Annotated in this window: 19 protein-coding genes; 11 read left to right on the top strand and 8 right to left on the bottom strand. The window is 68.1% G+C overall.

Annotated elements, in window-relative coordinates; all coding sequences use genetic code 11:
• Positions 1-2 precede the first annotated feature (2 nt).
• Positions 3-833 carry an outer membrane protein assembly factor BamD gene (locus LDO27_RS09080; RefSeq protein ID WP_222201196.1) on the bottom strand — a complete coding sequence of 277 codons (831 nt, stop codon included), beginning with the start codon at positions 831-833 and terminating at the stop codon, positions 3-5.
• Positions 834-849: 16 nt separating this feature from the next.
• Here LDO27_RS09080 and LDO27_RS09075 point away from each other — a divergent pair, with 16 nt between their 5' ends.
• Positions 850-2,040, top strand: a complete 1,191-nt coding sequence (locus LDO27_RS09075; RefSeq protein ID WP_224041262.1) for an RluA family pseudouridine synthase — start codon at positions 850-852, stop codon at positions 2,038-2,040.
• Positions 2,030-2,839, top strand: a complete 810-nt coding sequence (gene pgeF / locus LDO27_RS09070) for a peptidoglycan editing factor PgeF (protein ID WP_224041260.1) — start codon at positions 2,030-2,032, stop codon at positions 2,837-2,839. Before LDO27_RS09075 ends, pgeF begins: the two co-directional genes overlap by 11 nt.
• A gap of 4 nt (positions 2,840-2,843) precedes the next feature.
• Here pgeF and LDO27_RS09065 read toward each other — a convergent pair whose 3' ends face one another.
• Complete coding sequence (locus LDO27_RS09065; RefSeq protein WP_222202261.1) at positions 2,844-3,077, bottom strand: hypothetical protein; 234 nt, start codon at positions 3,075-3,077, stop codon at positions 2,844-2,846.
• 317 nt (positions 3,078-3,394) lie between these two features.
• Here LDO27_RS09065 and phaC point away from each other — a divergent pair, with 317 nt between their 5' ends.
• The 9 genes from phaC (at position 3,395) to LDO27_RS09020 (ending at position 14,522) form a co-directional block, all read left to right on the top strand.
• Positions 3,395-5,248, top strand: a complete 1,854-nt coding sequence (phaC, locus tag LDO27_RS09060; RefSeq protein ID WP_224041258.1) for a class I poly(R)-hydroxyalkanoic acid synthase — start codon at positions 3,395-3,397, stop codon at positions 5,246-5,248.
• A gap of 229 nt (positions 5,249-5,477) precedes the next feature.
• Positions 5,478-6,659, top strand: a complete 1,182-nt coding sequence (locus LDO27_RS09055) for an acetyl-CoA C-acetyltransferase (RefSeq protein ID WP_222201192.1) — start codon at positions 5,478-5,480, stop codon at positions 6,657-6,659.
• Between the two features lie 65 nt (positions 6,660-6,724).
• Positions 6,725-7,471: a 3-ketoacyl-ACP reductase gene (locus LDO27_RS09050; protein ID WP_222201191.1), complete on the top strand. Its 747-nt coding sequence runs from the start codon at positions 6,725-6,727 to the stop codon at positions 7,469-7,471.
• Between the two features lie 424 nt (positions 7,472-7,895).
• Positions 7,896-8,450 carry a polyhydroxyalkanoate synthesis repressor PhaR gene (phaR, locus tag LDO27_RS09045; protein WP_222201190.1) on the top strand — a complete coding sequence of 185 codons (555 nt, stop codon included), beginning with the start codon at positions 7,896-7,898 and terminating at the stop codon, positions 8,448-8,450.
• A gap of 202 nt (positions 8,451-8,652) precedes the next feature.
• Complete coding sequence (locus LDO27_RS09040; RefSeq protein ID WP_224041256.1) at positions 8,653-9,621, top strand: tRNA dihydrouridine synthase; 969 nt, start codon at positions 8,653-8,655, stop codon at positions 9,619-9,621.
• Positions 9,622-9,803: 182 nt separating this feature from the next.
• Positions 9,804-11,183 carry a 30S ribosomal protein S12 methylthiotransferase RimO gene (rimO, locus tag LDO27_RS09035; RefSeq protein WP_222201188.1) on the top strand — a complete coding sequence of 460 codons (1,380 nt, stop codon included), beginning with the start codon at positions 9,804-9,806 and terminating at the stop codon, positions 11,181-11,183.
• A 101-nt stretch (positions 11,184-11,284) separates the two neighbouring features.
• Positions 11,285-12,469, top strand: coding sequence for a beta-ketothiolase BktB (gene bktB / locus LDO27_RS09030; RefSeq protein ID WP_224041254.1), 1,185 nt, complete (start codon positions 11,285-11,287; stop codon positions 12,467-12,469).
• A gap of 2 nt (positions 12,470-12,471) precedes the next feature.
• On the top strand, positions 12,472-13,134 hold the full coding sequence (locus LDO27_RS09025) for a hypothetical protein (protein ID WP_222201186.1): 663 nt from the start codon (positions 12,472-12,474) through the stop codon (positions 13,132-13,134).
• 209 nt (positions 13,135-13,343) lie between these two features.
• On the top strand, positions 13,344-14,522 hold the full coding sequence (locus LDO27_RS09020) for a cystathionine beta-lyase (RefSeq protein WP_224042500.1): 1,179 nt from the start codon (positions 13,344-13,346) through the stop codon (positions 14,520-14,522).
• A 54-nt stretch (positions 14,523-14,576) separates the two neighbouring features.
• Here LDO27_RS09020 and LDO27_RS09015 read toward each other — a convergent pair whose 3' ends face one another.
• From LDO27_RS09015 to argE, 6 genes are all read right to left on the bottom strand, one after another.
• Positions 14,577-16,202: a PepSY-associated TM helix domain-containing protein gene (locus LDO27_RS09015; RefSeq protein ID WP_224041252.1), complete on the bottom strand. Its 1,626-nt coding sequence runs from the start codon at positions 16,200-16,202 to the stop codon at positions 14,577-14,579.
• A gap of 10 nt (positions 16,203-16,212) precedes the next feature.
• Positions 16,213-16,491: a hypothetical protein gene (locus LDO27_RS09010; RefSeq protein WP_222202260.1), complete on the bottom strand. Its 279-nt coding sequence runs from the start codon at positions 16,489-16,491 to the stop codon at positions 16,213-16,215.
• Positions 16,492-16,496: 5 nt separating this feature from the next.
• Entirely contained in the window at positions 16,497-16,841 is a 345-nt protein-coding gene (locus tag LDO27_RS09005; RefSeq protein WP_222201183.1) for a hypothetical protein, read from the bottom strand.
• Positions 16,842-16,946: 105 nt separating this feature from the next.
• Positions 16,947-17,801, bottom strand: a complete 855-nt coding sequence (serB, locus tag LDO27_RS09000; RefSeq protein WP_222201182.1) for a phosphoserine phosphatase SerB — start codon at positions 17,799-17,801, stop codon at positions 16,947-16,949.
• Between the two features lie 116 nt (positions 17,802-17,917).
• Positions 17,918-19,324 carry an amidohydrolase gene (locus LDO27_RS08995; RefSeq protein ID WP_224041249.1) on the bottom strand — a complete coding sequence of 469 codons (1,407 nt, stop codon included), beginning with the start codon at positions 19,322-19,324 and terminating at the stop codon, positions 17,918-17,920.
• 137 nt (positions 19,325-19,461) lie between these two features.
• Positions 19,462-20,688, bottom strand: coding sequence for an acetylornithine deacetylase (gene argE / locus LDO27_RS08990; protein ID WP_222201180.1), 1,227 nt, complete (start codon positions 20,686-20,688; stop codon positions 19,462-19,464).
• Between the last annotated feature and the right edge of the window lie 131 nt (positions 20,689-20,819).

The following is a 20,819-nucleotide window of genomic DNA, read 5'->3' as shown; positions in this document are numbered from 1 at the left end:
CATCAGAATACGTTCCACCACGCCTTTTCCTTCCGGCGGGCGCCGTACTTGACGAAGTCGCTGTCCGGGAAGTTCTTCTCCATCACGCGGGCGGTATCGTCGCGCAGGTCCTTCATGCCGAGCGCGTCGTACGAGCGGATCATGATGTACAGCGCTTCCTCGTTGGCCGGCGCGCCGTCATAGTCCTTCAGCGCCTGCTGTGCGCGGTTCACCGCGGCCAGGTAGGCACCGCGGCGGTAGTAGTAGCGCGCCGCGTGGACCTCGTGCAGGGCCAGCGAGTTGACGATGTACTGCATGCGGGCGGTGGCGTCCGGGGTGTACTTGCTGTCCGGGTAGCGGGTCACCAGCGTGTTGAACGCGTCGTAGGCGGCGCGGGCTGCCTTCGGGTCGCGCTCGCTCAGATCCTGGCCGGAAAAGCGGCCGAGCCAGCCCAGGTTGTCGTTGAAGTTGATCAGCCCCTTCAGGTAGTAGGCGTAATCGACATTGGGGTGATTCGGGTGCAACTGGATGAAGCGGTCGACCGAGGCAAGCGCCGCGGCGGTCTCGCCGTCCTTGTAGCTGGCGTAGGCGCTGTCGATCTGCGCCTGCTGGGCGAAGCGGCCGAAGGGGTAGCGGCCCTCGAGCTTTTCGTACAGCTTCACGGCCCGGGTATAGTCGCCCCCGTCCAGGGCATCCTTGGCTTCCGAATATAATTTGTTCGCCGACCAGCCCGCGGTCTCGTCGGGTTGTTCTGACAGCAGGCCGCATGCCGACAGCATGAGGCAGCCGCCCGCGAGCAGAATCGCTCCAACTCTTGCGCGCCAATCAGCGCGCTTCATGCTCATCGATTGCATGGGCAACGTAATCCGGATGAAAAATAGCGTCAAGCATTATAGCCCACCAAATCCCGCGGCCGACCCCTCTACCCGGGGCATCGCACGCGAGGCCGCGCGCCAGGCGCCCGTTCAGGCGGATATCGACGAATTCGACGAGCTCGTGGACGAGGTCGCCACGCCAGCCGTTCCCCATGACATGGTTCCCGTGGTGCTGGAAGTCGACAGCGCCTCCCACGGAGAGCGCCTGGACAAGCTGCTCGCGCGGGTCCTGAGCGAATTCTCCCGAAGCCGCCTGCAGCAGTGGATCGAGAGCGGCGCGGTACGCGTGGACGGCGAGGTCCGCCGCGCCCGCGATGCGGTGCAGATGGGCGAGCGGATCGAGGTGCAGCCGCAGGCCGAGCCCGAATCGCTGGCGTTCGCGCCGGAGCCCGTGCCGCTGGAAGTCATCCACGAGGACGCGGCGCTGCTGGTGATCGACAAGCCGGCCGGGCTGGTCGTCCATCCCGCGGCCGGCAACTGGGGCGGCACCGTGCTCAACGGGCTGCTGCACCGCTATCCCGCGGCGGCCGCGCTGCCGCGTGCCGGCATCGTCCATCGGCTGGACAAGGAGACCTCGGGGCTGATGGTCGTGGCCCGCACGCTGACCGCGCAGACCGACCTGGTTCGCCAGCTGCAGGCCCGCACGGTCAAGCGCACCTATCTGGCGCTGGTCTGGGGCGAGACGCCGGACGAAGGCACCATCGATGCCCCGATCGGCCGCGACCCGCGCGAGCGCACGCGCATGGCCATCGTCAATACGTCCAGCGGCAAGCCCTCGCGCACGCATTTCCGCACGCTGGGCGTGGTGCCGCTCGGGCGCGGCAGCGTGTCGATGGTGATGTGCCAGCTCGAGACCGGGCGCACTCACCAGATCCGCGTGCACTTCGAGTCCATCGGCCATCCGCTGCTGGGCGACCCGGTCTACCACCGCGCTACCCGGCGCGGCCAGCGCCCTGCGATCAAGGCGCCGCTGCCGGTGCCGTTCGAGCGCCAGGCGCTGCATGCCTATCGGCTGGGCCTGGTGCATCCGGTCAGCGGCAAGAGCCTGTCGTGGGAGGCGCCGCCGCCGGCCGATCTGCAAGCGCTCATCGACGCGCTCGACTTCGATCGCGAGCCCGAGCCGGACGACGAAGACGACTGGGACGACGAGGAATGGGACGACGGGGAGGACGCCGATGCACGCTGATCCGGCCTGGATCGTTCCTTCGTGGCCGGCGCCCGCACGGGTGCGGGCGTTGTCGACCACGCGGCAGGGCGGCGTCAGCGGCGGCCCCTATGGACTCGCCGGTGGACGGCCCGGCGGCCTGAATCTCGGCACGCATGTGGGCGACGACGCGCAAGCGGTGGCGAGCAATCGTGCACGGCTTGCCGAGGCGCTGCCATCGTCGCCGCGGTGGCTGGAGCAGGTGCATGGCTGCGCGGTGGTCACCGCGGATACGGGCGGTGCGGCTCCCGCTGGGGACGCGCCGCGCGCGGACGCCAGCATCGCCTGCGCGGCGGGGCAGGTCTGCGCGGTCATGACGGCCGACTGCCTGCCTGTCTTGCTGTGCGACCGGGCCGGCACCGTGGTCGGCGTCGCGCATGCCGGCTGGCGCGGCCTGTGCGCCGGCGTGATCGAAGCCACCCTGGACCGCATGAGCCAGCCCGTCCATGCCGCGGGCGGGAATGGCAGTGAGTGGCTGGCCTGGCTGGGACCGGCCATCGGTCCCGACGCCTTCGAAGTCGGCGCCGAAGTAAGGGCGGCATTTCTCGAAGCGGCGTTGCCAGGCGAACGCGAGGCCGTGGAGCTCGCCTTCCGCGCGGGCGCGAAAGGTAAGTACCTCGCCGATATCTATCGGCTGGCCATCACGCGCCTTGCCCGTGCGGGCTGCACGCAGGTCTTCGGCGGCGACCGCTGCACCGTGGCCGAGGCCGAATCGTTCTATTCGTACCGGCGCGATGGCACCACGGGGCGCATGGCCAGCCTGATCTGGCTGCAGCCGTAGGGCCTTAGCGCGGGTCGGGCCCGGGGCCGAGCGCCTCCTCCGCGGCCCGCGCCTGCTCCGCCTCGCGTTCGCGCTGCGCGCGGCGGCGGCGCCGGCCGCGGGTGCCCATGATGTAGAGCAGCAGGGCGACGGGCGCCACGCCGTAGAACAGGAAGGTCGCCACGCCGGCGACCACCGTATGCTCGGTAATGGCCATCATCAGCGCGACGTAGATCCAGCCGATCGCCACGATATACATCTTCGTTTCATCCTTGTCGTGCATGCTGCCCGCCGGCGCGCGGGCCGCGCCGGGCGGCGTTCGCGGCAGATTTCCCCTCGCGCGCGATTCCGCATTGACAGGCCAGACATAGCGAGGCAACAATGGTCTCGAACGTTGTAAATCCTGCGTTGTCTGGCGCCATTCGATAGCGTTGGGCAAGCATACCGCATGACCTCACCAGCCGAGGGAGTCAGCGCGGCGGGTTTTCCGGTTGTCCTTGGCGAGACGGTTGCGTGGTCACGACGCAATGTGTCCATGGGCAGCCCGCATATACACACGGCAGAGAGACGAACATCATGGCGACCGGCAAAGGCGCGGCAGCTTCCGCTCGGGAAGACAAGTCCAAACCGTTTTCAACTCCGCCGGGGCCACTTGATCCAGCCACATGGCTGGAATGGACCCGTCAGGCCCAGGCGGCCGCGCAGGCCTTCGGTGCGTCCGCGCAAGGCGGCATGCCGCCCATGCCGCCAATCGCGCCGATGCCCGGCAGCATGGCAAATTTCCCCGGCATACCGAACGTTCCCGGATTCGACGGGATTGGCGGCGCGCCGCTGGCAGGGCTCAAGATCGCGCCCGCGCAGCTGGCGGAAATCCAGCAGCGCTATCTGAACGACTTCACGCAGTTGTGGCGCAGCATGGCCGAGGGCGGCAATGGCGAGGGCGTGCCGCTCGCCGACCGCCGCTTCGCCGGCGAGGCCTGGCGCAGCAACGCGCCGTACCGCTTCGCCGCGGCTTTCTACCTGCTCAACGCCCGGGCCATGAACGATATGGCCAACGCGGTGGAGGCCGATGCCAAGACGCGCCAGCGCATCCGCTTCGCGGTGAGCCAGTGGGTCGAGGCCATGTCGCCGGCGAACTTCCTCGCCACCAACCCCGAGGCGCAGAAGCGCCTGATCGAGTCCGGCGGCGAATCGCTGCGCACGGGCATGATGCATATGCTCGAGGACATGGGGCGCGGCAAGATCTCGCAGACCGACGAGTCCGCCTTCGAGGTGGGCCGCAACGTGGCGGTGACCGAAGGTGCGGTGGTCTACGAGAACGAGTACTTCCAACTGCTACAGTACAAGCCGCTGACCGACAAGGTGCATGCCCGTCCGCTGTTGATGGTGCCGCCCTGCATCAACAAGTACTACATCCTCGACCTGCAGCCCGAGAGCTCGCTGGTGCGGTACGTCGTCGAGCAGGGCCACACGGTGTTCATGATCTCGTGGCGCAATCCGGATATGTCGATGGCCGCGCGTACCTGGGACGACTACGTGGGCGAGGGCGCCATCCGCGCCATCGAGGTCACGCGCGAGATCAGCGGGCAGGACCAGATCAACGCGCTGGGCTTCTGCGTCGGCGGCACCATCCTGGCCACGGCGCTCGCCGTGCTCGCGGCGCGGGGCGAGCGCCCGGTGGCCAGCCTGACGCTGCTCACCACGCTGCTGGATTATTCGGACACCGGCGTGCTGGATGTCTTCGTCGACGAGGCGCACGTGGCCTTGCGCGAGGCCACCATCGGCGGCGGCGCCGGTGCTCCGCCGGCCCTGCTGCGCGGTCTGGAGCTGGCCAACACCTTCTCGTCGCTGCGCCCCAACGACCTCGTGTGGAACTACGTGGTCGACAGCTATCTGAAGGGCAAGGCGCCGGTGCCGTTCGACCTGCTGTTCTGGAACGGCGACGCGACCAACCTGCCGGGGCCGTGGTACTGCTGGTACCTGCGCCACACCTACCTGCAGGACGAACTGAAGGTGCCGGGCAAGCTGACCGTGTGCGACGCGCCGGTGGACCTGGGCGCCATCGACGTGCCGACCTATGTGTACGGCTCGCGCGAGGACCATATCGTGCCGTGGACGGCCGCCTATGCGTCCACCGCGCTGTTGAACAACAAGCTGCGCTTCGTGCTGGGCGCGTCGGGCCATATCGCCGGCGTCATCAACCACCCGAAAAAGAACAAGCGCTCGCACTGGATCAACGAGGACATCGCCCCCACCGCGGACGAGTGGTTCGGCGGGGCGCAGGAGCAGCCCGGCAGCTGGTGGCCGGACTGGCTGGCATGGCTGGGCAAGCAGGGCGGTGCAAGGAAGGCCGCGCCGACCGGATATGGCAGCAAGCGCTACCCGGTCATCGAGCCGGCGCCGGGACGGTACGTCAAGGCCAAGGCATAGGGCGCGGCCGGGGAGCGGCGCGCCTCCGGCCAGGCCCACACAGAGCTGGACGGATGGAACCCGGCCCTCCGTATCGCTGTCCACTCCGGGCCGCCTCGTTCGCGCCGACACCGGGGCAACGCAGTACCAAACACGGTGCGCGGGCAATTGATCCAGGCACGCGTCCGAATAACGATCCAAGCATCGATACCTTCAGCGAACATCCAGACTCTTTCGAAAGGACATTGCAATGACTGACGTCGTCATCGTTTCCGCCGCCCGCACCGGGGTCGGCAAGTTCGGCGGCTCGCTGGCCAAGATTCCCGCGCCCGAGCTGGGCGCCATCGTGATCAAGGCCGCGCTGGAGCGCGCCGGGGTCAAGCCGGAACAGGTCAGCGAAGTGCTGATGGGCCAGGTACTGACCGCCGGCTCCGGGCAGAACCCCGCCCGCCAGGCTTCGATCAAGGCAGGGCTGCCGCACATGGTGCCCGCCATGACCATCAACAAGGTATGCGGCTCGGGCCTGAAGGCCGTGATGCTGGCCGCCAACGCCATCATGGCAGGCGACGCCGAGATCGTGGTGGCCGGCGGCCAGGAGAACATGAGCGCGGCGCCGCACGTGCTGCCGGGCTCGCGCGACGGCTTCCGCATGGGGGACGCCAAGCTGATCGACACGATGATCGTCGACGGCCTGTGGGACGTCTACAACCAGTACCACATGGGCATCACTGCCGAAAACGTGGCCAAGGAGTACGGCATCACGCGCGAGGCGCAGGACGAATTCGCGGTGGGCTCGCAAAACAAGGCCGAAGCCGCGCAGAAGGCGGGGCGCTTCGACGAGGAAATCGTTCCGGTGATGATTCCCCAGCGCAAGGGCGACCCGGTGGCATTCGCGACGGACGAGTTCGTGCGCCATGGCGCCAAGCTGGACAGCATGTCCGGCCTGAAGCCCGCCTTCGACAAGGCGGGCACCGTCACGGCGGCCAACGCGTCCGGCCTGAACGACGGTGCCGCCGCGGTGGTCGTGATGTCCGCTGCCAAGGCGAAGGAACTGGGGCTGACGCCGCTCGCCACGATCCGCGCCTACGCCAATGCCGGCGTGGACCCGAAGGTGATGGGCATGGGACCCGTGCCGGCGTCCCAGCGCTGCCTGTCGCGCGCGGGCTGGAGCGTGGACGACCTGGACCTGATGGAGATCAACGAGGCCTTCGCCGCGCAGGCCCTGGCCGTGCACCAGCAGATGGGCTGGGACACCTCCAAGGTGAACGTCAACGGCGGGGCCATCGCCATTGGCCACCCGATCGGCGCGTCGGGCTGCCGCATTCTGGTGACCCTGCTGCACGAAATGAAGCGCCGGGAGGCGAAGAAGGGCCTGGCGTCGCTGTGCATCGGCGGCGGCATGGGCGTTGCGCTGGCGGTCGAGCGTCAATGAGGGGTGTGCCGGCCGTTGGAGGGGCTCCGCGCCGGCGTCTATAACAAAGACTCAAAGGAGTGGATATGACCAAGACTCAGCGCATTGCATACGTGACCGGCGGCATGGGCGGCATCGGTACCGCCATCTGCCAGCGCCTGGCCAAGGAAGGCTACACGGTGATCGCGGGCTGCGGCCCCAATTCGCCGCGCCGCGAGAAGTGGCTGGAGCAGCAGAAGGCCCTGGGCTTCGACTTCATCGCCTCCGAGGGCAATGTGGCCGACTGGGATTCGACCAAGGCGGCCTTCGACAAGGTCAAGAGCGAGGTCGGCGAGATCGACGTGCTGATCAACAATGCCGGCATCACGCGCGACGTGGTGTTCCGCAAGATGACGCGCGCGGACTGGGACGCGGTGATCGACACCAACCTGACGTCGCTGTTCAACGTCACCAAGCAGGTCATCGACGGCATGGTCGACCGTGGCTTCGGCCGCATCGTCAATATTTCGTCGGTCAACGGCCAGAAGGGCCAGTTCGGGCAGACCAACTACTCGACCGCCAAGGCGGGCCTGCACGGCTTCACCATGGCGCTGGCGCAGGAAGTCGCCACCAAGAACGTCACGGTCAATACCGTGTCCCCGGGCTATATCGCCACGGACATGGTCAAGTCGATTCGCCAGGACGTGCTGGACAAGATCGTGGGGACCATTCCGGTCAAGCGCCTGGGGCAGCCCGAGGAGATTGCGTCGATCTGCGCATGGCTGGCGTCGGAGGAATCGGGCTTCGCGACCGGCGCGGACTTCTCGCTCAACGGCGGCCTGCATATGGGCTGACGCGGGGCGCGCATGCCGCGCTTGCTGCGGCGCGTTCGGCGCGTCGCACAAGCGAGCCATGACCCTGACTGGCGGGCCTGCGGGCCCGCCAATCTTTTGCCGGCATGCCCGCGCGAAGCGAAATTGCTGCGGGTTTTCCTTAGCGGCCCGCGGCTTTTCACAGTGCTTTGTTGAGCATAGAATCAGGATAGCGGCCCGAGCGGCACCAATATCGGGCATACGCGAACCAGCCTGCCACGGCGGTCAATCCACGGCCGCCTGCATCGCAGCGCATCGTGAAACAACGCCTCGCGACGAAACCCCGCCTTGCCACGCCGGCGGGGCTCTTTCCACGCGAGCCGTTGGGGGTTTGCGCACCGCACAGCGTGCGATGCAGCAGAGTGCAATAGCGTGCGTCACCGCACCACATAAGGACAGAGCACCGATGGCCACCACCAAGAAAGGCGCTGAGCGACTGATCAAGAAATATCCGAATCGCCGGCTCTACGACACCCAGACCAGTACCTATATCACCCTGGCGGACGTCAAGCAGCTCGTGATGGATTCGGAGGAATTCAAGGTCATCGATGCCAAGTCGGGCGACGAGCTTACCCGCAGCATCCTGTTGCAGATCATTCTGGAAGAAGAAACCGGCGGCGTGCCGATGTTCTCCAGCGCCATGCTGTCGCAGATCATCCGCTTCTACGGCCATGCCATGCAAGGCATGATGGGTACCTACCTGGAAAAGAATATCCAGGCCTTCATCGATATCCAGAACAAGCTCGCCGAGAACTCCAAGGGCCTGTATTCGGGCGAGGCGTTCAGCCCTGACATGTGGTCCCAGTTCATGAACATGCAGGCCCCGATGATGCAGGGCATGATGAGCAACTACATCGAGCAGAGCAAGAACCTGTTCGTGCAGATGCAGGAACAGATGCAGAGCCAGGCGAAGAATATGTTCGGGACGTTTCCGTTCAATCCGGACAATACGAAGAAGTAACGCGTAGCGCCAGCCGGGTCACCCGCCGTGGCCCGGTATCATCGGTCCGCCCCCCACGGGCCTTCAGAGTAGAATCGCGGTCGTTCCGGCGATCCCGGCCGTTTCCGGTCGGGGCCGGCCGGCCCGGCGTGCTTCGCGTTCGCCCTTCACCGCGTCCATCCCCTATGCCGTTGGTTTTTCCGCCGCCGTGCGCGGGTCGGCCATGAGCCGCCTGTTTCTCGCCCCCATGGAAGGGTTGGCGGACTATGTGCTGCGCGACGTGCTGACCAGCACGGGGGGCTATGACGGCTGCGTGTCCGAGTTCGTCCGCATCACCGGATCGCTGTTGCCGGCGCGGGTCTACGAGCGCGATACCCCGGAAGTTCTCGACGGCGGCTTTACCCGCAGCGGCACGCCGATGGTCATCCAGCTGCTGGGCAGCGATCCGCAATGGCTGGCGCGCAATGCCGCCTTTGCCGCGGCCCTGTCGCCGCACGGTATCGACCTGAACTTCGGCTGTCCCGCCAAGGTGGTGAATCGCCACGGCGGCGGGGCCATGCTGCTGACCGATCCCGAACTGCTGAACCGCATCGTCGCCGCCGTGCGCGCGGCCGTGCCCGCGCCCATCCCGGTGACCGCCAAGATGCGGCTGGGCGTCTCGGACACGTCGCTGGCCATCGACTGCGCGACCGCGCTGGCCGAGGGCGGCGCCGCCTCGCTGGTGGTGCATGCGCGCACCCGCGACCATGGCTATCGGCCGCCGGCGCACTGGGAATGGATCGCGCGCATTGCCGCCGAGGTCGATGTGCCGGTCATCGCCAACGGCGAGGTATGGACAGTCGCGGACTGGGAGCGCTGCCGCTCGGTCAGCGGCTGCGCGGATGTGATGATCGGCCGTGGCGCGGTCTCGGACCCTTTCCTCGCGCAGCGTATCCGGGGCACGATGGACGCCACGCCATCGGCCGGGGAATGGCCGCTGGTGGTGCGCCAGATCTCCGACTACCTTGCCAAGCTGCACGCGCGCATCTCGTCCTGCCATGAGCATGGGCGCGTCAAGCTGTGGCTGAGCTACCTGAAGCGGACGTGGCCGCAGGCGGGCGAGCTGCATGCGGCGATCCGGCGGATGCAGGATTCCGTGGAGATCGAGCGGGTGCTGGAAGGACTGCCGGGCGGACGCGCGGCGGCCGGGTAGGGCGTTGGTCCACGGTGCCTCGCCGGCCGAGGGTTTCGGCAGGCGATTCACCGGCCCCGGCAGCCACTCCGCCCAAAATGAGACACCCCGAGCGTCAAACGGCCCCGGACAGGTAAAATACGCGATTCGCCTTTCGACGGGCGGCCATGTCCCGCCCGCTCGCCCCACATTCAGGTAGCACAGTGAAAAACCCTGCAGAATCCACCACTCAAAAAGACCAAAGCCCGCGCGTGGGCTTCGTATCGCTGGGCTGTCCCAAGGCCCTGGTCGATTCGGAGCAGATCATCACGCAGTTGCGCGCCGAAGGGTATGCCATCAGCGGCACCTATGACGGCGCGGACCTCGTGGTGGTCAATACCTGCGGCTTTATCGACGAGGCCGTGCAGGAAAGCCTGGATGCCATCGGCGAGGCGCTGAACGAGAACGGCAAGGTCATCGTGACCGGCTGCCTCGGCGCCAAGAAGGACGCCGGGGGCAACGATATCGTGACTTCGGTCCACCCCAAGGTGCTGGCCGTAACCGGTCCGCACGCGCTGGGCGAAGTGATGCAGGCCGTGCATACGCATCTGCCCAAGCCGCACGATCCCTTCATCGACCTGGTGCCGGCCGCCGGCATCAAGCTCACGCCCAAGCACTACGCCTACCTGAAGATCTCCGAGGGCTGCAACCACCGCTGCTCGTTCTGCATCATCCCGTCGATGCGCGGCGATCTGGTGTCGCGCCCGGTGGCGGAGGTCATGCTGGAGGCGGAGAACCTGTTCAAGTCCGGCGTCAAGGAGCTGCTGGTGATCTCCCAGGACACCAGCGCCTATGGCGTGGACGTCAAGTACCGCACCGGCTTCTGGAACGGCCGACCGCTGAAGACGCGCATGACCGAGCTGGTTGCGGCGCTGGGCGAACTGGCCAGCCAGTACGGCGCGTGGGTCCGCCTGCACTACGTCTACCCGTATCCGCACGTGGACGAGATCATCCCGCTGATGAACCAGGGCCATGTGTTGCCGTACCTCGACGTGCCGCTGCAGCACGCGCATCCGGACGTGCTCAAGCGCATGAAGCGCCCGGCGAACGCGGAGAAGACGATGGAGCGGATCCGCGCCTGGCGCGCCATCTGCCCGGACCTGACCATCCGCAGCACCTTCATCGCCGGCTTCCCCGGCGAAACCGAGGCCGAATTCCAGACGCTGCTGGACTTCATCGCCGAGGCCGAGCTCGACCGCGTGGGCTGCTTCGCCTATTCGCCGGTGGACGGCGCGACCGCCAACGACCTGCCGGGCGCCTTGCCGGACGAGGTGCGCGAGGAGCGCCGCGCGCGCTTCATGGAGGTGGCCGAGGCGGTCTCCGCGCGCCGCCTGCAGCGCAAGGTCGGCCAGACCCTGCGGGTGCTGGTGGACGAGGTGAACCAGGACGGCGGCATCGGACGCTCGGCCGCCGATGCGCCGGAAATCGACGGCCTCGTCTATATCGCCCCGCCCGCCAAGCCGTCGCAGCGCTATCGCACCGGCGACTTCGTCTCCGTGCGGATCACCGGCGCGGACGGCCACGACCTGTGGGGCGAGGTCTGAGAGCGGTGCCGGGCGCGCCGGATTAGGTAAAAGTACGACCGTTCGACGCGCCGGATGCGACGCTATACTGTGCGCCGCAACACAAATTCATGGAGGCAGACATGACGCGCGAAGTGGTGGTGGTGAGCGGCGTTCGTACCGCGATCGGGACCTTTGGCGGCAGCCTGAAGGATTTGTCGCCCACGGAAATGGGCGCGCTGGTCGTGCGCGAGGCGCTGGCCCGGGCCCAGGTGAAGGGCGATGAAGTCGGCCACGTGGCTTTCGGCAACGTGATCCAGACCGAGCCGCGCGACATGTACCTGGCGCGTGTTGCCGCGATCGAAGGCGGCGTGTCCATCGACGCGCCGGCGATGACAGTCAACCGCCTGTGCGGGTCCGGCCTGCAGGCCATCATCAGCGCCGCACAGACGGTGATGCTGGGCGATGCCGATGCGGCCATCGGCGGCGGCGCGGAAAGCATGAGCCGCGCGCCGTATCTGGCGCCCGCGGCCCGCTGGGGCGCGCGCATGGGCGACGCCAAGCTGCTCGACATGATGCTCGGCGCGCTGCACGACCCCTTCCACGCGATCCATATGGGCGTGACGGCCGAGAACGTGGCCCGCGAATACGACATCACGCGCGCCCAGCAGGACGCCACCGCGCTGGAGTCGCATCGCCGCGCGTCGGCCGCCATCCGCGCCGGCTACTTCAAGGACCAGATCGTTCCCGTCACCCTCAAGACGCGCAAGGGCGAGGTGGTGTTCGACACGGACGAGCACGTGCGCCACGAAGCCACGCTCGAAGACATGGCCAAGCTCAAGCCGGTCTTCGTCAAGGAGAACGGCACCGTGACCGCGGGCAATGCCTCGGGCCTGAACGACGCCGCTGCCGCCGTGGTGCTGATGGAAAAGGGCGTGGCCGAGCAGCGCGGCCTGAAGCCGCTGGCGCGCCTGGTGTCCTACGGGCACGCCGGCGTCGACCCCAAGACCATGGGCATCGGCCCCGTGCCAGCCACCCGCAAGGCCCTGGAGCGTGCCGGGCTGTCGGTGTCGGACCTGGACGTGATCGAAGCCAACGAGGCCTTCGCCGCGCAGGCCTGCGCCGTCACCAAGTCGCTCGGGCTGGACCCGGCCAAGGTGAATCCCAACGGCTCCGGCATTTCGCTCGGCCACCCGATCGGCGCCACCGGGGCGCTGATCACGGTCAAGGCGCTGCACGAACTGCAGCGCGTGCAGGGCCGCTATGCCCTGGTGACGATGTGCATCGGTGGCGGGCAGGGCATCGCCGCCATCTTCGAGCGGATCTGACCATGGCCGCGCCGTCCCTTCGCCAGCTTGCCGCCGTGTCTGCCGTCGCCGTGCTGGCCGCGGCGGGGCTGGCGCCAACGCCAGCCGCCGCGCAGTCCGGCAACGTGCTGTCGACCGCGCCGGGCGCCGGTGGCGCGGCCGGGGCGGCAGCGCAGCCGCGCGAAGGGTTCGGCATCAACGGCGCCATCCGCGAGGGCGAGGCGCGACGCGCCGGCACGCAGCTGTCCACCGGTCCCGCCGGTGCCCGGCTGCTGTCTCCCCATCCGGAATACGCCAACCTGCCGGTCTACGTGGGCACGCTGGGCGACCAGCCGGTGCGTCTGCGCATCGGCCCGAAGCCCAACGAGCGCGACAGCGTGCATGGCGAATACAGCCTGGGCACGTCCTCCGGCGTGCGCCTGCTGGCGGGCGAGTACGAGAACGGCGCGTTCCTGATGGAGGAGTCCGCCGACGGCACGCGCGTCACGGGCAACTGGGAGGGCAATATCGATCCGGCCGGCATCGTGCGCGGGCAATGGACCGATCCGTACAATCCCGCCATCGTGCTGCCGTTCATGATCCGGCCGCTGGGCGTGCTGGTGATCCCGCCCTTCGACATGACGCCCAACAGCGGCATCACCTACGCCCCGCCGGCGCCCCGTTCCTCGATCTCCATCGGCCGCTAGGGCGCGCCAGGGCCGCTCACGCCTGACCCCTTCATCCGCCGTGCGCGGCATGGCGGGAGGCGCACCTTTGCTGGTAAGCTCGGACGATTCCACCGTAGACGCCAGACAAGGAATCCGCCGTGTCCGATCACCCTCACTCTGACTCCACTCGCGATAACGGGTCCGCGCAGGACGATACCGCCACGCCCGATACCGCCCAGCCCGCTTTCCTGCAGACGCTGGCCGTCCAGCCGCCGCTGGACATCGCGCCCGGCTTCGCATCGTTCTCCCCGCCCACGCACCGCGGCTCCACCGTGGTGTTCCGCAACCTCGCCGAGCTGCGCGCCCACGGCGACAAGAGCACCACCTACTGGCGCTACGGCCTGCACGCCACGCCGACCAGCGAGGCGCTGTGCCAGCATCTGGCGCAGATCGAAGGCGCCCGCCATACCCTTCTGCTGCCCTCGGGCCTCGCCGCGATCTCGCTGGTGTACTTCGGCACGGTCAAGGCGGGCGACGACGTGCTGGTGCCCGACAACGTGTACGGTCCCAACCGCGACCATGCCGAGTGGCTGGCGCGCGATTTCGGCATCACGGTGCGCTACTACGATCCGATGATCGGCGCCGGCATCGCCGCCCTGATCCATCCGAACACGAAGCTGATCTGGATGGAGTCGCCCGGTTCGGTGACGATGGAAGTGGCCGACACCGAGGCCATCGTGGCCGCGGCCAAGGCGCGCGGGGTGCTGACCGCCATCGACAACACCTGGTCGGCCGGCGTCTATTTCCGCCCGTTCGACAAGGGCATCGACATCTCGGTGCAGGCGCTGACCAAGTACCAGTCCGGCGGCAGCGACGTGCTGATGGGCGCGGTGCTGACCGCCGACAGCGCGCTCGATGCGCGCCTGAAGCGCGCCCGCATGCTGATGGGCTGGGGCGTGTCCGCCGACGACTGCTACCTGGTGCTGCGCTCGCTGCCGAGCCTGCCGGTGCGGCTGGCCGCCCATGACCGCGCCGCCCGCGAGGTCGCCGAATGGCTGGCGCAGCGGCCCGAAGTGGCGAGGGTGCTGCACCCCGCGCTGCCCGACTGCCCGGGCCATGCGTTCTGGCGCCGCGACTTCAGCGGCGCCAGCGGCCTGTTCGCCATCATCCTGCACGAGCGCTACAGCCGCGCGCAGGTCGACGCCTTCGTCGAGGCGCTGCGGCTGTTCGCCATTGGCTGGTCCTGGGGCGGCGCGCGCAGCCTGGCGGTGCCGTACCACGTGCAGACGATGCGTCCGCAGGGCACGTGGCCGCCCGCGGGCTGGCAGCACGCCGGCGAGCTGGTGCGGCTCTATATCGGCCTGGAGGATACGCGCGACCTGATCGCCGATCTGCGCGCCGCAATGGAAACGCGCCTCGCTGGTTAGGCGAGGCGCGCGGTCGGGGGAAGCGGGAAAGAGCGGGGCCTCAGCCCCGCGCCATCACGACGGGTCCGCCACCGTCACCGGCCGCGTGGCGGCACGGCGCTGGGCGGCGGGCGTGGCCCAGACCGATTCCGCCGGCCCATTGGCCGCGCGGCGCAGCGTGGCGCGCGCCAGCGCGACATAGCCGGCCGCGAAGGCAAGGGCGCCGATGTCGAAGCCCGCCACCGCCCATTCGCCCTGCGACACGGTCTGCCACAGGTGATCGCCCGTGACGATGGCATTCATCACCGGCACCAGCACCGACACGACGGCCGCCGTGTACAGCAGCTCGACGGCAGCGCGCACCGGCGGGCGCACCAGCGCCCAGGCGAGCGCCGCGAAGAACACCGGGAAGTACGTGTAGGCGGACGAGCGCTCCGGCCACAGCAGCGCGCCGATAAAGGCCGCCGACACGCCGATGCAGCAACCGATGCAGACCCCGACGGTGGCCTGGGCGAGCAGACGGTGCACGCGCGGCTGTTCGGTCTGCCGAATGCGGCGGCGCGATTCGATCCACAGCAGATTGCCCGAGTAGAACAGGAACGCACCGGCGAGGCCCGCCAGCAGGTAGACGAACTTCACGCCGAGTTCGCCGAAATTGCCGAAGTGCAGCGAGTACAGCGCCGAGTTCACCGCGTGGTTGATATCGCGCGCGCCCGCCGTCTGGTCGGCCACGACCTTGCCGGCATTGGGCTCGCCCGCCGCGGCATGGATGCCGATCGAGCCGAAGCCGCCCAGCGACTGCTCGCTGTTGCCGCGCACCTCGGCCATGGCGTTGGCGTCGCCGATGCGCTGATAGCGGATCGAATGGGGCTTGAAGCGCTCGTCCGTTTCCTGGCGGGCGATGGCCAGCAGCTTCTCGGCGGGCAGCATCTCGGCCGGGCGTCCGGCCGCCTTCACTTCCGGCACCGCGCTGGTCATCTGCGGCATCGCGTCCATGAGCTTGCCGTCGAACACCATCACGTTGAACGCCATGGCGAGGATGAGCGCCACGCTGAACAGGGCACCGGTGATCGCGAAGACCAGGTGGAAGGGGAGGCTGAACAGGCCGATGACGTTGTGCGCGTCCATCCAGAAGCGCTTGAGGTTGCGCCCGGGCCGGACCGCGAACAGGTCCTTCTTCAGGCGCGGCAGGTGCAGCAGCACGCCGGATACCAGCGCAAGCCCGTACAGGATCGAGATCGCCCCCATGAAGTACATGCCGCCCATGCCGGGAATGCCCAGCGTGTAGTGCAGCGTGTTCATGAAGTTGGCCAGTTCGCCCTTGATGTGGTCGAACGACGTGTCCTGCTGGCCGCCCGCGGCGAGCTTGTCCGCGGTAATGGCCTGCCATTCGAAGGTGGCGTCCTGCCAGTAGGCGGACATGTCGGGCTCGCCCTCGGTCGGCAGCACGACGTAGACACTGTTGGCGGCGGTGGGATGCGTCGCGACCAGCTTGCTGACGAAGCGATCGATGGCGGCGGGATCCGTGTCGAGCGCGCCGTGCGCGGTGCCTTCGATCCGTGCGTGCGACTGCCAGGCATGCAGTTCGCCGTGAAACACGGTGATCGCGCCGGCGAAGAACGCGATGAACAGGGCCCAGCCGGCCATCAGGCCCACCCAGGTATGCAGGGTCTGATACAGGCGCAACGTTGCGGGTTTCATGTCGTTCTCCTTACAGGCCCGGCACGGCGGCGGGCACGCCGGTCAGGCGCAGTGCCCACAGGGCCAGGTAGCAGACCACGTTGGCGGCGGCGAGCCACAGCCAGGCGGCGCTGCTGGAGCGGAACAGCAGGCTGGCGCTGATGATGGCGACCCACAGCGGCAGGGACGCGGCGATCGCGAGCACGGCGCCGGTCTGCCAGCCGCCGGGCAGCCACAGGATCGACAGCGCGCATACCGCCATCGCGAGCGGAAGGCCGAGCAGGGCGCCGGCGAGCCATTTGGTGCCCATGCCGGTCATGCCTGGGCTCCCGAAGCGCGATCGGCGCCATCGTGGCGCTTGTTGCGCCCGGCACGGCGGCGCCGCACATCGGCGTAGGTGCCGACGAAGGGCCACAGGCTGGTGCCCGTGGTGACAGTGATCAGGGTCGCGACGACGGCGACACCCCAGCCGAAGACCCCGCTCCACAGCAGGAAGCTGGCGACGGTCAGGCCCAGCGCGAGCCAGCACAGCACGCGGGTGCCCAGCGCCTGCAGGCGCGCGTGGGCGGCCGTGCCGGGCGCCACCCATACCTGGTTGGGCGCCGCTAGATAGAGGCAGGCGGCTGCCGCGAGCCCCAGAACGACGGCGAATCCTTGCATGGCGGCTTTCGGTTGGTTGCAAAGGCCATAATAATAATGATTCGCATTTTATCCCGCAAGGCATTCAGTGCCGTAGGCGGCACATCGCTCCGCAATCGGCCCGACTTACCGCGGAAACAGTTCGAACAGCCCGTCCAGGCCGACGAAGTTGAACGCGACGCTCGCCTGGGCCCGCACCACCGGCTTGGCCCGGAAGGCGACGGACAGGCCGGCGATGGCCATCATCTTCAGGTCGTTGGAGCCGTCGCCCATCACGATGGCCTGGTCGGGCCGGGCACCGATGGCCTCGCAGGTCTCCCGCACCATGCGCGCCTTCACGTCGGCGTTGACGATCTCGCCGACCACCTGGCCGGTCAGCTTGCCGTCGACGATCTCGAGTGTATTGGCCCGGGTAAAGTCCAACTGCAGCCGGGCCTTGAGCTTCTCCGTGAAATGCACGAAGCCACCGGATACCAGCAGCGTCTTCATGCCCAGTTCGCGCGCGCCCGCCAGCATGCGCTCGGCGCCCGGCGACAGCCGCAGGCGCTCCTCGTACACGCGGTCCAGCACGCTGGCGTCCAGCCCCTTGAGCAGGGCCACGCGGCGGCGCAGGCTTTCGTTGAAGTCGGTGATCTCGCCGCGCATCGCGGCCTCGGTGATCGCGGACACCTCGGCCTTCAGGCCGCAGAAGTCGGCGATCTCGTCGATGCATTCGATCGTGATCAGCGTCGAATCCATATCCATCGCCACCAGCCGGAAATCGGACAGGTTGCAGCCGTCCGGCACGACGGCCCAGTCGATACGGCGCGGGCCGCAATAGCCGTCCAGCGTCTCGCGCAGTGCCGCATCGAGCGGAGCGCAGCGCGCGGCAACGGCGACCGTGTCGCCACGCCGGGAAAATTCCGCCGCCTGGGCAAGCGTGCCGATGGCGGCGAGATCGTCGGCGGAAAGCGGGTCGGGGCTCTGGAGAATCAGGGGCATGGCGTGGTGGCAGGAAGGCGGGGCGCGGACGTCTGCAATACGAGCCGCGCTGGGCGGAAAGCCCCGTATTGTAAACGCCCGCGGCCCCGCGGGCCACGCCGGCGGCGGCAGGCGCGTCAGCGCTGCGCCATCGTCATGTAGTCCACGGTCAGGTTGGACAGCGCCCGCACGCCGTTGATCAGCGCCGGCTCGTCGACGTAGAACTCCGGCGAGTGGTTCGAGGCGGCCTTGGTGACATCGGTGCCCTTGGGGGTGACGCCCAGATTGAAGAACAGGCCGGGCACCTTCTCCTGGTAGAACGAGAAGTCCTCCGAGGCGGTGGCCTTGGGCGCCAGCATCCAATTGCCGTCGCCCGCCACGCGCTTGAGCGTGGGTGCCATCTTCTCGGTCAGCGCCGGCTGGTTGATGGTGGCGTTGTACAGCTCCACCACGCGGAAGGTCGCCTCGGCCCCCGAGCTGGCGGCGATGGACTCCGTGGTGCGCTTCATGCGCGCATGGATGTCCTTCTTCATGCCCTCGTCATAGGTGCGCACCGTGCCCATCATCTCGACCTTTTCCGGGACGATGTTCATGCGGTTGCCACCGTGGATGGTGCCTACCGTGATGACGGAGGGCTCCAGCATCGCATTGACCTGCCGGCTCTGGATGGTCTGCAGGCCCAGCACGATCTGCGAGGAGACGACGATGGGATCGATGCCGCCCCACGGGCGGGCGCCATGCGTTTGCCTGCCCTTGACGTCGATCCAGAACTGGTCCGCCGCCGCCATGGCCGGGCCGCTGCGCCAGGCCAGCTTGCCCGATTCGATGCCGCTGCTCACATGCAGGCCGAAGATGGCGTCGACCTTGGGGTTGTCCAGCACGCCCTCGGCGACCATCTGCTTGGCGCCCCAGATGTTCGTGCCGTCCGGCTCGAAGTCGGCCGGGCTTTCCTCGGCCGGCTGGAAGATGAACTTCACGCTGCCCGGCAGCTGGTCCTTCATGCCGGCCAGCACCTCGGCGGTCGCCATCAGGATCGCGACGTGGGTGTCGTGCCCGCAGGCGTGCATCACGTCGACTTCCTTGCCCAGGTACTTGCCCTTGGCCTTCGAGGCGAAGGGCACGTCGACACGCTCCTTGACCGGCAGCGCGTCCATGTCGGCGCGCAGCGCCACCACGGGACCCGGCTTGCCGCCCTTGAGCAGGCCGACCACGCCGGTCTTGGCGACGCCGGTCTTCACCTCCATGCCGAGCTTTTTCAGATGGTCGGCCACCAGTTTCGCGGTGCGCGTTTCGTAGTTGCCCAGCTCGGGATGCTGGTGGATATCGCGCCGCCAGGCGATCAGCCGCGCTTCGGCGGCCTTGGCGCGGGTCTCGATCTGCGCCTGCAGCGCGGCATCGCCGGTCTGCAGCGGCGGCTGGGCCTGGGCGTGAGCCGGCGACCAGGGCGTGGGCGCGCACAGCAGGCCCGCGGCAAGCGCGAGCGTGGAAATGGCGGCGGGCAACGGTGCGATGCGCGCACGGATGTGGCGATGGCTGACAGCCATGAAGACTCCTCCTTCGGATGTGGTTTGGAATGGCGTTGCCGTGGTCGCCGGCAAGCCGCAGGGGGCCTCTGCGTGCCCCTTGTGATGCCGGCCGGCCCCGTGCGGGACCGGCCGTCAGGCCATTTCGATTGTAGGGATCAGGCGTCGACGCGCAGGCTGTCCACGACCTTGTGCAGGAACGCCTCGCAGGCGGCCAGCTGATCGAGCGCGACGAACTCGTCCGGCTTGTGCGCGTTCTGGATATCGCCGGGGCCGCAGACGACGGCCGGGATGCCGGCCCGCTGGAACAGGCCCGCCTCGGTGCCGTAGGCCACCTTGCTGATCGCGCTGTCGCCGGTCAGCGCTCGCACCAGTTGCGTGATGGCATCCTGCTCGGCGGCGTCCAGCGACGGGGCGGCGGCGATCTTGCTCAGGCTCAGCGAGGCATCGGCGTGCTCGGCCCGCATCCGGGGGAGCAGCACATCGTTGGCGTAGGCCTGGATGCGGGAAAAGATGGCCTCGGGATCGACGCCGGGCAGATTGCGGAATTCGAAGACGAACTCGCACAGCGCCGGGATGGTGTTCAGCGCGATGCCGCCCTGGATCGTGCCGGTGGAGGCGGTGGTGAAGGGTACGTCGAAGGCCTGGTCGTAGGGGCCGTTGGCCTTGAACTCGTCGGCGACGTCGCGGATGAAGCAGATCAGCCGCGCCGCATACTCGATGGCATTGACGCCATGCGGGGTCAGCGAGGAATGCGCGGCATGCCCCTGCACGCAGCAGCGGTACGCATTGATGCCCTTGTGGGCCACGATCACGCGCATGCTGGTGGGCTCGCCCACGATGCAGCCCGACGGGCGCACGCCGCGCTCGCGCAGCTCGGCCAGCATGTACGGCGCGCCCATGCAGCCGATCTCCTCGTCGAACGACAGCGCGTAGTGCACCGGCTCGCGCAGCTTCGCCTGCAGCAGCGTGGGCAGCAGCGCGAGGCTGGTGCCGATGAAGCCCTTCATGTCGCAGGTGCCGCGCCCGTACAGCCGGCCGTCGCGGATTACCGGCTTGAACGGATCGGTGCTCCAGTTCTGGCCATCCACCGGCACCACGTCGGTGTGGCCGGACAGCACGATGCCGCCTTGCGTGCCGCCATCGGCGGCCGGCACGGTGACATAGAGATTGGCCTTGTCGCCCTGGGGGTTGTAGCTCAGGTGGGGACGCAGACCCTTGGCGAGGAAATGGTCCCGCACGGTCTCGATCAGGCCGAGATTGGAATGGCGGCTGGTGGTGTCGTACTCCACGAGCCGGCGGGTCCAGTCGACGGCGCTGCCCTTGTCGTAGGCGGTGCCATCGGTATCGTTGACGAGAGGTGGGGTCAGGGATTGGGCTTGCATCTAGGGGGCCGCGTTGGGTGCAAGAGCCGGCGAAGGCCGGCGTCGGGATCGCCCGATGCTACACCGCGGTGCAGGTTCGGTCCATGCGGGCGCGGCATGCGGGCGGACGGGACATCGCGGTCCCGGGAGGC

It is taken from the genome of Cupriavidus respiraculi, from assembly GCF_914271545.1.
GTDB lineage: Bacteria > Pseudomonadota > Gammaproteobacteria > Burkholderiales > Burkholderiaceae > Cupriavidus > Cupriavidus respiraculi.
This window is presented reverse-complemented; position numbering and strand designations above follow the sequence as displayed.

Coding starts and splice junctions, on each gene's coding strand:
- LDO27_RS09080 (WP_222201196.1), bottom strand. CDS start 833: ATGCAATCGATGAGCATGAAGCGCGCTGATTGGCGCGCAAGAGTTGGA.
- LDO27_RS09075 (WP_224041262.1), top strand. CDS start 850: ATGAAAAATAGCGTCAAGCATTATAGCCCACCAAATCCCGCGGCCGAC.
- pgeF (WP_224041260.1), top strand. CDS start 2,030: ATGCACGCTGATCCGGCCTGGATCGTTCCTTCGTGGCCGGCGCCCGCA.
- LDO27_RS09065 (WP_222202261.1), bottom strand. CDS start 3,077: ATGTATATCGTGGCGATCGGCTGGATCTACGTCGCGCTGATGATGGCC.
- phaC (WP_224041258.1), top strand. CDS start 3,395: ATGGCGACCGGCAAAGGCGCGGCAGCTTCCGCTCGGGAAGACAAGTCC.
- LDO27_RS09055 (WP_222201192.1), top strand. CDS start 5,478: ATGACTGACGTCGTCATCGTTTCCGCCGCCCGCACCGGGGTCGGCAAG.
- LDO27_RS09050 (WP_222201191.1), top strand. CDS start 6,725: ATGACCAAGACTCAGCGCATTGCATACGTGACCGGCGGCATGGGCGGC.
- phaR (WP_222201190.1), top strand. CDS start 7,896: ATGGCCACCACCAAGAAAGGCGCTGAGCGACTGATCAAGAAATATCCG.
- LDO27_RS09040 (WP_224041256.1), top strand. CDS start 8,653: ATGAGCCGCCTGTTTCTCGCCCCCATGGAAGGGTTGGCGGACTATGTG.
- bktB (WP_224041254.1), top strand. CDS start 11,285: ATGACGCGCGAAGTGGTGGTGGTGAGCGGCGTTCGTACCGCGATCGGG.
- LDO27_RS09025 (WP_222201186.1), top strand. CDS start 12,472: ATGGCCGCGCCGTCCCTTCGCCAGCTTGCCGCCGTGTCTGCCGTCGCC.
- LDO27_RS09015 (WP_224041252.1), bottom strand. CDS start 16,202: ATGAAACCCGCAACGTTGCGCCTGTATCAGACCCTGCATACCTGGGTG.
- LDO27_RS09010 (WP_222202260.1), bottom strand. CDS start 16,491: ATGGGCACCAAATGGCTCGCCGGCGCCCTGCTCGGCCTTCCGCTCGCG.
- LDO27_RS09005 (WP_222201183.1), bottom strand. CDS start 16,841: ATGCAAGGATTCGCCGTCGTTCTGGGGCTCGCGGCAGCCGCCTGCCTC.
- serB (WP_222201182.1), bottom strand. CDS start 17,801: ATGCCCCTGATTCTCCAGAGCCCCGACCCGCTTTCCGCCGACGATCTC.
- LDO27_RS08995 (WP_224041249.1), bottom strand. CDS start 19,324: ATGGCTGTCAGCCATCGCCACATCCGTGCGCGCATCGCACCGTTGCCC.
- argE (WP_222201180.1), bottom strand. CDS start 20,688: ATGCAAGCCCAATCCCTGACCCCACCTCTCGTCAACGATACCGATGGC.